9 protein-coding genes and 3 tRNA genes are annotated in these 13,681 nt (G+C 58.5%); 7 read left to right on the top strand and 5 right to left on the bottom strand.

The window, feature by feature from the left end; genetic code table 11:
- Positions 1–348: 348 nt before the first annotated feature.
- The 4 genes from HMPREF2836_RS02905 to HMPREF2836_RS02890 form a co-directional block, all read right to left on the bottom strand.
- A tRNA-Lys gene (locus HMPREF2836_RS02905) sits at positions 349–421 on the bottom strand.
- Between the two features lie 211 nt (positions 422–632).
- On the bottom strand, positions 633–1,661 hold the full coding sequence (gene ilvC / locus HMPREF2836_RS02900) for a ketol-acid reductoisomerase (RefSeq protein ID WP_005508646.1): 1,029 nt from the start codon (positions 1,659–1,661) through the stop codon (positions 633–635).
- Positions 1,662–1,896: 235 nt separating this feature from the next.
- The gene (gene ilvN / locus HMPREF2836_RS02895; protein ID WP_005505523.1) at positions 1,897–2,397 is read right to left on the bottom strand and encodes an acetolactate synthase small subunit; all 501 of its coding nucleotides are present in this window, start codon (positions 2,395–2,397) and stop codon (positions 1,897–1,899) included.
- Positions 2,397–4,199, bottom strand: a complete 1,803-nt coding sequence (locus tag HMPREF2836_RS02890; RefSeq protein ID WP_070629408.1) for an acetolactate synthase large subunit — start codon at positions 4,197–4,199, stop codon at positions 2,397–2,399. Before HMPREF2836_RS02890 ends, ilvN begins: the two co-directional genes overlap by 1 nt.
- Before the next feature lie 461 nt (positions 4,200–4,660).
- Between HMPREF2836_RS02890 and HMPREF2836_RS02885 the strand changes: the two genes are divergently transcribed.
- Positions 4,661–5,200 (top strand): hypothetical protein, encoded by a 540-nt coding sequence (locus HMPREF2836_RS02885; RefSeq protein WP_070629407.1) that lies wholly within the window; start codon positions 4,661–4,663, stop codon positions 5,198–5,200.
- Positions 5,201–5,641: 441 nt separating this feature from the next.
- Here the strand turns inward: HMPREF2836_RS02885 and HMPREF2836_RS02880 are convergent.
- Positions 5,642–5,714 (bottom strand) — tRNA-Lys (locus HMPREF2836_RS02880).
- Between the two features lie 233 nt (positions 5,715–5,947).
- Here HMPREF2836_RS02880 and bcp point away from each other — a divergent pair.
- From bcp to HMPREF2836_RS02850, 6 genes are all read left to right on the top strand, one after another.
- Positions 5,948–6,424 (top strand): thioredoxin-dependent thiol peroxidase, encoded by a 477-nt coding sequence (gene bcp, locus HMPREF2836_RS02875; RefSeq protein ID WP_005508643.1) that lies wholly within the window; start codon positions 5,948–5,950, stop codon positions 6,422–6,424.
- Positions 6,425–6,610: 186 nt separating this feature from the next.
- A tRNA-Leu gene (locus tag HMPREF2836_RS02870) sits at positions 6,611–6,692 on the top strand.
- A gap of 149 nt (positions 6,693–6,841) precedes the next feature.
- Positions 6,842–8,998 (top strand): ABC transporter substrate-binding protein, encoded by a 2,157-nt coding sequence (locus HMPREF2836_RS02865; protein WP_070629406.1) that lies wholly within the window; start codon positions 6,842–6,844, stop codon positions 8,996–8,998.
- Between the two features lie 211 nt (positions 8,999–9,209).
- Entirely contained in the window at positions 9,210–10,691 is a 1,482-nt protein-coding gene (locus HMPREF2836_RS02860; RefSeq protein WP_070629405.1) for a malate:quinone oxidoreductase, read from the top strand.
- Between the two features lie 262 nt (positions 10,692–10,953).
- Entirely contained in the window at positions 10,954–12,345 is a 1,392-nt protein-coding gene (locus HMPREF2836_RS02855; protein ID WP_070629404.1) for a YihY/virulence factor BrkB family protein, read from the top strand.
- 117 nt (positions 12,346–12,462) lie between these two features.
- Entirely contained in the window at positions 12,463–13,512 is a 1,050-nt protein-coding gene (locus HMPREF2836_RS02850; protein WP_070629403.1) for an alpha/beta fold hydrolase, read from the top strand.
- Positions 13,513–13,681 lie beyond the last annotated feature (169 nt).

Raw genomic sequence — 13,681 nt, 5'->3', positions numbered from 1 at the left:
CCTCGCTTCGCTTCGGGCACCCTGATGTCGCTACGGAGGCCACCGAAACCTCCACGCACCCGCCTAACCGGTGCAGCTACGTTTTCCGGAAGCGCCCTCAGGGTGTCACACGGACGCTCTCCGCAGCGAAGCAAGGAGGGGCGGAGCGTCCGGGCGACGGGTGCCCCTGCGTAGGCGCGGAGGAAACATGTAGCGCACCCCGTAGTCTTGGGAGACGCGAGGTACCCACCCACCCAACCCCTGCAGGAGCGAGGACGAACACCGATTCCTCAACCCATGAAGCCTGCATTTCAAGGGGAACGCAAAAATCCCGCTGATTCCGAAGAATCAGCGGGATTTTCTGTAAAGTGCGCCCCCTGGGACTCGAACCCAGAACCCATTGATTAAGAGTCAATTGCTCTGCCAATTGAGCTAGAGGCGCTTATTTGTTTTTCAAGGTTTCCCCTGCAACAAGTAAATACTATACGGCATTTTGTGAGTGTTCACAACTCGATTGAGCATGAACTGCATCACATATCTAATGGGTGCTGCTGTTCAGCTTGAAACAGTAAGAATCCGGCGCCCCGCCCCTCCCCTATAGCGGGGTGTGGGCGGAACGCCGGATTCTTAGAAAGCTATTGCTGAGCTACCGTTTAGCGAGCGACGGAACCTTCGGTGTAGTCGTCGTCAACGGAGTTCCAGGAGAACAGCTCGCGCAGCTTGCGGCCGGTTGCCTCGATGGGGTGTGCCTCACCCTTTGCGCGCAGTTCCTTGAACTCGGGTGCGCCTGCAGCCTGGTCTTCCATGAAGCGCTTTGCGAAGTTGCCGTTCTGGATGTCTGCCAGGACAGCCTTCATGTTTTCCTTGACCTCGGGGGAGATCACGCGGGGGCCGGAGACGTAGTCGCCGTACTCTGCGGTGTCGGAGATGGACCAACGCTGCTTAGCGATGCCACCCTCGATCATCAGGTCAACGATGAGCTTGAGCTCGTGCAGGACCTCGAAGTAAGCAATCTCGGGCTGGTAGCCTGCTTCGGTCAGAACCTCGAAGCCGTACTGAACCAGCTGGGAGGTGGAGCCGCAGAGGACTGCCTGCTCACCGAACAGGTCGGATTCGGTCTCTTCGGTGAAGGTGGTCTTGATGACGCCTGCGCGGGTTGCGCCGAGGCCCTTTGCGTAGGACAGTGCCAGTGCGAGTGCTTCGCCGGATGCGTCCTTCTCAACTGCGACCAGGGCGGGAACGCCGCGGCCTGCTTCGAATTCGCGGCGGACGGTGTGGCCGGGGCCCTTGGGGGCGACCATTGCCACGTCGACACCCTCGGGTGCGGTGATGTAGCCGAAGCGGATGTTGAAGCCGTGTGCGAAGAACAGTGCGTTGCCGGGCTTCAGGTGGGGTTCGATGCTCTCTGCGTAGACCTTTGCCTGGACCTGGTCCGGGGTCAGGATCATGATGACGTCTGCTTCTGCTGCTGCTTCTGCAACGGTTGCGACGCGCAGGCCTTCTGCCTCAGCCTTGGCACGGGACTTGGAGCCCTCGGACAGACCGACGATGACCTTCACGCCGGAGTCACGCAGGTTCAGTGCGTGTGCGTGGCCCTGGGAGCCGTAGCCGATAACTGCTACGGTGCGACCCTGGATCAGGGAGAGGTCTGCGTCGTCGTTGTAGAAAATGGTTGCTGCCATTTCTTCTCCTCAGTAAGTTTGGTATGCGGCCCAGGCTGGGCTCAACATTGACTATTCTACTTGATAGATGTTTAGTTGCGGGCTGTCGAGAGTACTTCTCAGCATCTGAAGTATCCGGAAGGTCTGTGAGCCCATAGGGGCGGGTATCGCATCGCCGCCGGTTTCCCGGTCGAAGCGGTGCGATACCCGAAGCTATCCTCGCTAATGCGGGGTTGGTATGACACCCTGGTGGGTATTAGATGCGCTCGCTCATAGCGCGGGGGCCACGTGCCAGGCCGATGGTGCCTGCGCGAACGATTTCGCGAACACCGTAAGGCTCCAGAACATCCAGCAGTGCGTTGAGCTTCTCCTCAGAACCGGTTGCCTCAATGACAACAGACTCAGGGGAAACGTCAATCACGGATGCACGGAACAGGTCAGCTGCCTGAACGATCTGCAGGCGAGCAACTGCATCGGCCTTGACCTTAATCAGGATGTGACCACGCTGGGTGGAGGAGTCGGCGGGAAGCTCGACGACCTTCAGCACGTGAACAAGCTTGTTCAGCTGCTTGGTGATCTGCTCGATGGTGTGAGCGTCACCCTCGGTCACGACGGTGATGCGGGAAACACCGGGGTTTTCGGTGGGGCCCACAGCCAGGGAGAGGATGTTGAACAGGCGGCGGGAGAACAGACCGGAAACTCGGGTGAGAACGCCCGGCTTATCTTCTACCAGAACGGACAGAGTGTGCTGAGACATTAGTTCTCTCCCTCACGATCGAACTCGGGCGAAGTGTTCTTCGCAATCCAAATCTTGTCATTAGAAACGCCTGCCGGGACCATGGGCCAGACCAGTGCGTGGGGGCTGACGGTAAAGTCAATGACCACGGGGCGGTCGTTGATTTCCAGGGCAGCCTTAATGGTGGCATCCACGTCTTCGTCGCGTTCGCAACGGAAGGTGGCGCAACCGTATGCGTCGCCGAGCTTGACGAAGTCGGGGATGCGTACGGTGCCGTGGCCGTCCTTCAGGTCGGTGTTGGAGTAGCGCTCGTTGTAGAACAGAGTCTGCCACTGGCGCACCATGCCGAGGGAAGAGTTGTTGATGATAGCAACCTTGACGGGGATGTTGTTCTGTGCGCAGGTGACCAGTTCCTGGTTGGTCATCTGGAAGCAACCGTCACCGTCGATAATCCACACGGTGGATTCGGGGTGTGCGACCTTTGCACCCATGCCGGCGGGAACGCCGTAGCCCATGGTGCCGAGGCCTGCGGAGCTGATGAAGTGGCGGGGGCTTTCCTGCTGGATGTAGTGTGCACCCCACATCTGGTGCTGGCCAACGCCGGTGACGTAGTATGCGTCGGGGCCGGTGAGGGCGCTGATGCGCTCGAGGACGTATTCGGGGGAACCGAGGCCGTCGTTGGGCTTTTCGTAGCCGAGCGGGTAGTCCTTGCGGATGACGTTGAGCTCGTTCCACCATTCGGTCAGGTTCGGCAGCTGGTCTGCGAACTCGGTGGAGAGCAGGTCGGTCAGCTCGGGCAGCACGTACTTAAGGTCGCCGACGATCGGCACGTCTGCGAAGCGGATCTTCGAGATTTCTGCCGGGTCAACGTCAATGTGGATGACCTTAGCCTCGGGTGCGAAGGAGTCGAGCTTACCGGTGACGCGGTCGTCAAAGCGTGCGCCGAGGGTGATGAGCAGGTCAGACTTCTGCATTGCGGCGACGGCGGGGACGGTGCCGTGCATGCCGGGCATGCCGAGGTTCTGGGGGTCAGAGTCGGGGAATGCACCGATAGCGTTCAGGGTGGTGACGACGGGTGCGCCGATGAGCTTAGCCAGCTTGTGGAACTCTTCGGAAGCACCTGCGCGGACCAGGCCACCACCGACGTAGAAGACGGGGCGCTTGGACTCAACAATGTACTTTGCAGCTTCGTGGATCTGCTTGGAGTGACCGCGGGTGACGGGGGTGTAGCCGCGCAGCTCCAGGTCCTCAGGAATGCCGCGGTATTCCATCATGCCAACCTGTGCGTCCTTGGTGACGTCCACGAGCACGGGGCCGGGGCGACCGGTGGATGCAATGTGGAATGCTGCTGCGAGCGCGCGGGGGATGTCCTGCGGGTCGGTGATCATGAAGGAGTGCTTGGAGATGGGCATTGCCATGCCGACGATGTCAGCTTCCTGGAATGCGTCGGAGCCCAGCAGCTTGGTGGACACCTGGCCGGTGATTGCGACCAGGGGGATGGAGTCCATGTTTGCGTCAGCGATTGCGGTCAGCAGGTTGGTTGCGCCGGGGCCGGAGGTTGCGATGCACACGCCGGTCTTACCACTGGACACTGCGTAGCCCTGAGCTGCGTGGCCTGCGCCCTGCTCGTGGCGGACCAGGATGTGGCGGACCTTCTTGGAGTCGTACAGGGGGTCATAGGTCGGCAGAATGGCTCCACCAGGCAGGCCGAATACGTCAGTCACACCCAGGTCTTCGAGGGTGCGGACGATTGCCTGAGAACCGGTCATGCGTTCTGCGGGAGCGTTTGCCGCGTCATCAGAAGTGGAAAATCCCATAGTCATGGAAATGCCTCGTGTCTTAATGGTTCTTCGTTGTACTCAATGTTCTGCGTGAGGTTTGTGTGATCCTCACGCATCCTATGCCCGGGGGTACCAAGCTATAAAAAATGCCCCTCGCTGTTGGTGGTAGCGGTAGGGGCGCTCAGTCGCAGTGAATAGACCCTGCCACGCGCCCTAGGCGACGTCGACAAGGCGTAGAATTCGCTGGAACATTGCTGTCTTCACCCTTCTATGGTGCGCCCCAAGAAGGGGTGAGTCAAATCTCTATCGAGCAACACGCCCGTTTTTGTTCATAAAGGTGCAGGTCAGATACTTTCTTTCATGATGTGGACACATTGCACTTGTTGACACATTCCCACGTGTTCATTTGAACAGGTGAGAAAAACTCGCATTTTTGGACGTCATGGCGCGTAATATGCGCGAATACTCGTGACCTTCGTTGGTTGCCCCGGTAGACTGAAGCTATGACCGAACCGATCATCCCGGTCGCTGATGAGCTGACCGAAGCAAGTAAGTACGCAGAGGTTGTTGACCCCCGTAACTCTGTTGAGAGTGACGTGTTTTTGACGGGTGAGGAACTTATCCGAGTTCTGCACCCGGTTTTTGACGAGCAGATTATTAATTACGGTGCATACAATTTGGTGTATGCGACGGGCCGTGCGGTTTACCGTAATCCTGATTTGGCGTTGCATCAGTATCCTAATCAGCAGCATTTTATTGTGGGTTATCAGGATGCGCCGGATGAGGTGATTATTGCTCCGGTGAATTTGCCGGCGTTGACGCCTGCGGGTACGGCGACGACGATTGATAATACGAATGCTCTGCATGCGTATCGTGTGGGTGATGATGCGGTGACGCTTGAGTCGGTGAATGGCAGCTCGTTTTATTTGTCGTTTGAGGATAATGCTGAGGTTGCGACTCACCTTGGTACTGGCCTGTTGGAGCAGGGTAAGGATGTGGAGGATTTCCGTGAGTTTGTGACGCGGATTTGGCCGGTCCTGTAGCCTTATGACTTTTTGAAATGATTGCCCGCTGCTGTCTTGTGACGGTGGCGGGCTTTCGCGTGCTTGCACGCAAAATGCCAAGCCACCAAGCAATAGGCTAAACCGCGACAGCCCTCCCCGCCCCACACGCAAAACACCCAACCACCAGGCAACAGGTCAAACCGCGACAGCCTCCCCCGCCCCAGTTCGCTAGGCACGGGGCGCACATACTGAGCCACCACGCAACCCAACGAACCGGCGGGATTCCGCGAACCCCTGAACCACAGATGCGCAGAGGTATAGATATTCCCCGTCGCGACATCAGGGTGTCCGAAGCGAAGCGAGGACGGGTCCCCTGTAGGAGCAAGGGGAATATCTATACCTCAAGCCCAGCAAAATCTTTTTCAGAGGGAACGCAAAAATCCCGCCGATTCCGAAGAATCAGCGGGATTTTCTTTGAAGTGCGCCCCCTGGGACTCGAACCCAGAACCCATTGATTAAGAGTCAATTGCTCTGCCAATTGAGCTAGAGGCGCTTGCCTGTTTCAAGGTTTCCCTTGCAACAGAAAAATACTATACGCGAGTTTCCGTGGTGTGCGCAAGTTGATTTGGAGTGAGCCTGGACACATTGTTTGGGTGGGGTGTGTGGGACACTAGACTGTGTGTATTGCACGGGGTGTATTGCACGGGGCGCGCCCGCCCTTGGTACTGTGTGGGGCGCATCCGCCGCTCCCCTGCTGATCTCTATTGATGTTTTGAGGAGTTATTGATGAGCGTTCGTCTTGAGCCGGGTACCCCGGCGCCTGCTTTTACCCTTGCTGATGCGTCGGGTAAGGAGCACAGTCTGAGTGATTATGCGGGTAGCAAGGTGATTTTGTATTTTTACCCGAAGGCTTCGACTCCGGGTTGCACTAAGGAGGCATGCGATTTCCGCGATAATTTGGCGTCGTTGAAGTCGTTGGGTTACGTGGTGTTGGGTGTTTCTCCGGATTCGCCGGCGGCTATTGCTCGTTTTGTGGAGAAGGAGTCGTTGACGTTCCCGCTGCTGTCTGATGCTGATCATGCGGTGGCTGAGGCGTATGGTGCGTGGGGCGAGAAGAAGAATTACGGCAAGGTGTATGAGGGCCTGATTCGTTCGACGTTTGTGATTGATGAGCAGGGTGTTATTTCTGTGGCTCAGTACAATGTGCGTGCGACGGGTCATGTGGCGAAGTTGCGTCGTGATTTGGGTATTGACCCGAAGTAGGGTCACGTTTTCTGGGGTTTGCGTATCGCCGTTCAGTGGCTTCTTGAGGGGGCTATTGTTCGGCGTGTTTGCGGGCTTTTCGCCCCATGGGGGCTTCTTTTAAGGCTTGGAGAACCTTGGTTCCTGGTGTACACTAATTCTTTGTTGCCTCAGACGCATGCATCTTCGGATGTGGGGTGACACTGCGCGCGAGTGGTGAAATTGGCAGACACGCAGGATTTAGGTTCCTGTGCCTTATGGCGTGGGGGTTCAAGTCCCCCCTCGCGCACACACATTCACATTGGGCCCGCCGTCACGGTTTTCGTGGCGGCGGGTTCTCTTGTATGCGCCTTGCCGGGGTGGGTGTGTCTCGCCCGGTTGGGTGTTGAACCGTTATCCTGAGAGATAAGCATCCGCGACGGAAGAGAGGACCCTCCCGTGCAGCATCAGCCTTATGCATCGTCAGCTGTTGGCAGTTCTGATGCGCTGCTGCGAGCCACTGCCGGCTCGAGTGGCTTGAGTCGACGCGCCGTTTTGCGTTTTGGCGCGCTTTTTAGTGCTGGTTTGGCGCTTTCTGCGTGTTCTGGTCAGTCTTCTGCTGGTTCTTCGGCGAGTGCGAGCGCGTCGTCTGCTGATGCGCGTCGTGTGTTTCGTTTTGCGCAGGGTGCGGCGCCGTTGGGTTTGGATCCGGCGTTGTTTCCTGTGGCGAGTACGTATCAGGTGACGGCGCAGGTTTTGCAGACGTTGTTGGTGGCGAATCATTACACGGGTGATCCTGAGGTTCAGGATTCGTTATGTAGTGAGTGGACGGTTTCTGATGACCGTTTGGTGCATACGTTTGTGTTGCGTGAGGCGCATTTTAGTAACGGTTCTGCGTTGACTGCGGATGCTGTGGTGCAGAATTTCCAGAGGTGGCAGGCGTTGGCTACGGGTGAGGGTACTGCTGCTTTGGCGGTGCCTGCTCAGCCGTTGTTTGCGTGGGGTTTTGGTGTGCCGAAGCCGGGTTCTATTGATCCTTCGGCAGTGGAGCCTGCGCCTGTTCAGGCGTCTCCGTCAGGTGCGGCTACCCCGTCTGCTTCAGTGAGTGCGTCTGCTTCTGCAAGTGCTTCCCCGTCTGCTTCCGCTACTGCTACCCCGAGCGCGTCTGCTTCTGCATCGGCTTCTGATGCTGCGCATCCGGGTGAGAAGAAGTCGGATTCCGCTCAGTCCTCTGTGGTGCAGTCGTTCTTGCCGTTGGTTTCGTCGGTGGTGGCGAAGGGTAACTCTGTGGTGGTGACCCTGTCGCGTCCTTCTCTGGCGTTCCCGCGTATTTTGACGCAGCAGGCGTTTGGCATTATTGATCCTTCGCTGTTTGGTGCGGATCAGAAGCTGACGGGTAACCCGGTGGGTACGGGTGCGTTCCGTGTGGAGTCGTTCGAGGCCGGCACGGTGCGTCTGCTGAAGAATACCCATTTTGATGGTCAGACACCTGAGCTGGATGAGATTCAGATTTCGACCCTCACTTCGTCGGATAAGCGTTATTTTGCGCTGATGGAGGGTCACATTGATGCGTGTGATCAGGTGAATTCGTCTGATCTGGGTCAGTTGGCGCGTGATGGCTATCAGACGCCGGGCCGTGACCCGTTCTCGCTGGTGTATTTGGGTTTGAATACGGCGCATCCGGTGTTGAAGAATATTTCGGTGCGTCGCGCTATTTCGCATGCTGTGGATCGCGGTGCACTACGTCAGTATTATCCGCAGGGCACCTCGGATGCGCAGACGCTGATTTCGCCGTCGTTCCGCATTAAGGCTGATGATGCGAAGGATTACACGGACCGTAATCAGGATATGGCGCGCTCGCTGTTGGCGACTGCTGGGTACGACAATCAGGTGATTGAGTGTTACTACCCTGCCGATGTGTCTCTGCCGTGGATGGATACTCCGCAGAAGGTGTATTCGGAGATGGTGGCTTCGCTGATTGAGGTGGGCCTAAATATTAAGCCTGTGCCTCTGCCGTGGGCTGAGTATCTGTCGAAGAGCCGTGAGGTTTCTTCTGAGCGCGGTATTACGTTGGCGGGTTTCTACGGCATGTACCGTGACCCGTATGCGTTCTTTGGTCCGGTGTTGGCGCCGCTGATTGCTGAGCATCAGGTGCGTTCGTTGATTGCTAATGCGCCGTCGGATATGACGACTGGTTTGACGAAGAAGAGTTCTGATGTGCCGTCGTCGGGTGGCGCGAATTCGAATGTGCGGATTTCTGCGACTCCGAGCCCGCAGCCGAGTTATTCGCCGGATCCGTTGACGCCTGAAGAGGAGGCTTCGGCTTCTGCTTCGCCGAGCCCGTCGGCGTCGCCTTCGCCGTCGCCTACTGCTGTGGCGGTGGCGCCGTCGCCTCGTTTTACGCAGATTTTGGAGGCGATTCGTACCGCAGACTCTGCCGATTCGGTGGATTCGCAGCGTGAGCTGTACGCGAAGGTTGTGTCTCAGTTGGGTCAGTTCATGCCAGCGGTTCCGTTGCTGAATGTGACGTCTAAGGTGGCTGTGAGCCGTGAGGTTCAGGGCTATCAGACGGAGCAGAATGCGATTGAGCTGTTTGGAAAACTGCGTAAGTTGTAGGCAGTTCAGGTTTGAGTGTTGCGTTGCGTGTGTGTTTGGCGTGCCCTGGAGGGTTTCTACCCTCCGGGGAAGCTAACGTGTGAACTGCAACACTCTCCTGTTATTTGCTGATTCTAGCTATGCCTCCCCCACTAAAAGGAGTAGGCTAGATGATGTACCCCACAGTCATTGTGCCCAAGGCCGGGCACCCGCACCCCTAAGGGAGAATTCAGTGGTAGCACGTACTGAACGAACCGACGTCGTCCTGGTCGGCGGCGGCATCATGAGCGCCACCCTCGGCGTGTTCCTCAAGGAGCTCGAACCGACCTGGAATATTATCCTGCTCGAACGCCTCGACAAGGTTGCTCAGGAATCCTCCAACCCCTGGAATAACGCAGGTACCGGCCACTCGGCGCTATGCGAACTCAACTACGCACCCGCTGGCCCCGACGGCACCGTCTCGGCAGCTAAGGCGCTGAACATTAACGAGCAGTTCCAGATTTCCCGCCAATTCTGGGCCTCCCTGGCTGAGAAGAATATTCTGACGGACACCAGCTTCATCAACCCGGTACCCCACATGTCCCTGGTCTTCGGCGAAGACCACTCCAAGTACCTGGCTGCGCGCTACGATTCTTTCCGCAAGGAGAAGCTCTTCGAGCGTATGCAGTTCTCCAATGACCGCGAGAAGATTGGCGAATGGGCACCGCTGACCGTCAAGGGCCGCAAGGGTAACGAGTCGATGGCTGCAACCTGGTCCCCCGAAGGTACCGACGTGAACTTCGGCTCCCTCACCGAGCAGCTGGTCGATTACCTGCAGACCAAGGGTGTTGAGGTTCGCTACGGCTACCAGGTCACCAACCTGAACCGCGAGTCGAACGGTTCCTGGCAGGTTGAGGCGATTAACCGCATCAACAAGGATGAGCCTCTGAGCATCAACGCGAAGTTCGTGTTCCTCGGCGCCGGCGGTGGCGCCCTGCATCTGCTACAGAAGTCAGGCATTGAAGAGGGTAAGGGCTACGGCGGCTTCCCCGTCTCCGGTCTGTTCCTGCGCAACACCCACGAGGCAACCGCAAACCAGCACAACGCTAAGGTGTACGGTCAGGCATCGGTGGGTGCACCTCCCATGTCTGTTCCCCACCTGGACACCCGCTACGTGGACGGCAAGCGTGCTCTGCTCTTCGGCCCCTACGCCGGTTTCAAGACGAACTTCTTGAAGCAGGGTTCCGTACTGGATCTGCCGAAGTCCCTGCGCCTGCACAACCTGTACCCCATGACCCGTGCAGGTCTGGATAACTTCTCCCTGGTCAAGTACCTGCTCTCCGAGCTGATCAAGGACAAGAACGCTCGCCTGGAGACCCTGCACCAGTACTACCCCGAGGCTGACGGCGGCGAGTGGGAGCTCATTGAGGCTGGTCAGCGCGTCCAGATTATGAAGAAGGATGCGAAGAAGGGCGGCATCCTACAGTTCGGTACCGAGGTTGTCTCCGCAGCGGACGGCTCCATCGCAGCTCTGCTGGGTGCATCCCCCGGTGCTTCCACCGCGGCTCCGATTATGCTGAACCTGCTGGCTAAGTGCTTCCCCTCCAAGATTGCCGGTTGGGAGCCCCGCCTGAAGGAGCTCATCCCCGGTTACAGCGTGAAGCTCAACGACAACCCGGATCTGGCTGATGAGCTGATGGCTCACACCGCTAAGGTTCTGGGTATTCACAACTAGTTTTCAGTTAGGCTCAGCAGGTAGCTTTATACCCTAGCTGATAAGCCTTTTTTGAGGCTTTTCGGGGCTGTGACCCTCTCTAACTGACCAACAGGTCAGCTATCTGCACTCGTAGAAAAATGCGGGAGGGTTAGAAAACCCTATAATGTCACCGCAGGGGCGGGAAGGACAGCTCATTGTTCTCCTCGCCCCTTCTGTGCGCCCACACGCTGAAGCTCATCGGCGCACCACTGTGTACACCCCACTCATTCAAGGAGCCCCATTGGCTGCACACACCGGCTCTTCCACGGACACCTCCTCAACCCAGGTACCCGCCGGAGCTCGACGCGGACTCTTCTCCCGTAAGAAGAAGCCCGCAGCCCCCAAGTACGCAAGCGTGAAACTGCGCGACTTCCCCAAGGGCAGCATCCTCTACATTCTGCGTCGTGCCATCTACAAATTCGGCGCAAACGGCGGCACCGACATGGCGGCAGCACTCACCTACTTCACCGTGCTGTCCATCTTCCCCGCCCTGCTGGCAATCGTCTCCCTACTGGGCGTATTCGGTCACGGTGAGGAAAGCGCCGCCGTCATCCTCGCCTTCCTCAAGGACAACGCGCCCGCCCAGATGTACGCCATTCTGGAAGACCCCATCAAGCAGATTACCGGCGACCACGGCGCAGGCCTGGTGCTGTTGACCGGTATCCTCAGTGCGCTCTGGTCCGCCTCCGGGTACACCGGATCCTTCGGCCGAGCTCTCAACACGGTCTACAACGTGCGTGAAGGCCGCCCCGGCTGGATTCTCAAGCCGCTGAACGTCTTCGTCACCACCGTGATTATCATCCTCGTGGTACTCATGATGCTCATGATGCTGCTGGGTGTAACCGTCCTGGACATGGTCGGTCGGTATGTACCCGAAACCGTGGATATGGAGCTCATCAAGCTCATCTGGCTCAACGGCCGCTGGGTCCTCATCCTATTCATGGCAATCGCCCTGATTACTCTGCTCTACGCCGCCACCCCGAACGTGCGCCGCTTCAAACAGTGGAAGCTCTCCCCCGGTGCGGCGCTGGCACTCTTCGGTATGGGCCTGGGCGGTTTCGGCTTCACCCTCTACGCCAACAACTTCAGCAAGTACAACGCCACCTACGGCCTCATTGGTGGTGTGATTGTGATGCTGCTGTTCATCTGGATCATGAACAATATGCTCCTCTTCGGCGCGCACCTGGACGCAGAAATCATGCTCATGCGCCAGGTACTCGCCGGCGAAGACGACCACGGACACCTGAAGGTTCAGCCGCGCAGCACCACCGCATCCCGTGCGATGAAAGAACAGAGCGAACGCCTCATGTCCGCCGGACGCGAACTACAGCAGCAGGCGGCAGGCCAGGACATGCTCCCCAAGCCGAAGGGCCCCTCCATTGCGGATCGCGTGCAGAAGGCGGTGGACACCAACACCACCATGATTCGCACGTTCATTGCCGACGGTAAGGAACGCATCGAAAACGGTAAGGAACAGCTGCAGCAGAAGCAGGCTAAGGCCGATGCCGCCGAAACTCAGGCTTCTGAGGCAACCGCGGCGAAGGCAGAAGCGAGCGCAAAGGCTGAACCTCAGCAGGAGGCGCTCTTCGACCCGGGCACCGATAACTCAACCGGTGCGGCACAGAAGAACTAAGCGGCAGCTCAGCTGAGCGCGTACCGCCTCAACGCATCAAGGGCGCGAGACAGAAAAGGGCACGAGATAGAAAAGGGCGCAGGACAGAAACCCTGCGCTGGTCACTAAGATAGACATATGACCAGTGCAGAATTCTCTCCCGCGCCCTTTGCTGTACCCAACGCCGCTACACCCAATGTTGATGCGCCCGATGCCGCAGCACCCGCCGTCGTTCTCCCCGACCTCGAGTACACCCTCTACCAGCCGCAGCAACTCAAAAGCCGCGTCCCCGCCCTCATGATTCACGGCTTCGCCACCCGCGGCGAGCAGCTCTACGGCGGCACCAGCTGGATCCGCCAATACCTGCGAGCCGGATACCCCGTGCTGATCGTTACCCTGCCCTACCACTCAGACGAATACCTCAAAGACCCCGAGTCCATGCACGCCATCGACTGCAAGCTCCCCAACAACACGGGCGTGCGCAGCCGCACAATCCCGTTCGATTCGGTGCCCCCTGTCGATGCGGCAGGTCAGCCGCTGACCCCCATGCACCTGTTCACCAATCTGCTCGCCCAACTGCTGCGCACCGTCGCCATCGAGAACGACCTCGGCGTTGAGCTGGAGCCCCGCGCGCACGTTATCGGCTTCTCCTTCGGCGCGCGCGTCGGCTGGGAACTCGCCCTCACCCACCCGGAGGCGGTCGCATCCCTCACCCTGGGCGGCCTGCCCCTACACGACCACCTCATCACCCTGCGCGCCATGCTCGAAGCACACGAAGGAACCAGCGTCACGGCGGATAGTGAAACCCCGGCGGCGGACTCCACCGACGAGGCGATTGCCTCCTTCACCTCGATTATTGACAACTCCCCCATTCAGCCCGATGCGCTGCTGAAGTTCGTGCGGATTCCCTTCGGCCCGTTCTTCGACGTGCCCGCCCTACGTGCCGGTTCCCCCAACCTACCTGCCGGTCACCCGGGCGCGCATCCGCACGCACCCATTGCGGTCGTGCTCGGTGACGCGGACACCATCGCCGCCGACGGTGCCGAACTCTATGACATGGTGCGCGGCAACAACCCGCTCAACCGCTTCATCTCCCTGCCCGGCCGCGACCACGTGAACGCACTGACCTCGGGTGCGTTCCGACGCGGTGCGCTCACCTTTGCGGCAGAGGTGGAGGCGGCAGAGTAAGTAGCCGGGGCTAGGCGGGTTCCGGGAGGAGTAAGAGACAACGTCATAAAACGTCACATTCACCTGGGGGCTTCACGCTCAGCCCCGGGGTGCATCAGGTATGCCTTAGCTCTTAGAATGGGAACGTATCAAAAAACCTTTATCTGCGGTTGAACCTCAGCCGCGCCTC

Source organism: Rothia sp. HMSC065C12 (assembly GCF_001812085.1).
GTDB classification, from domain to species: Bacteria; Actinomycetota; Actinomycetes; order Actinomycetales; family Micrococcaceae; genus Rothia; species Rothia mucilaginosa.
The sequence above is the reverse complement of the archived record's forward strand: the minus strand, read 5'-3'. Positions and strand labels throughout refer to the sequence as shown.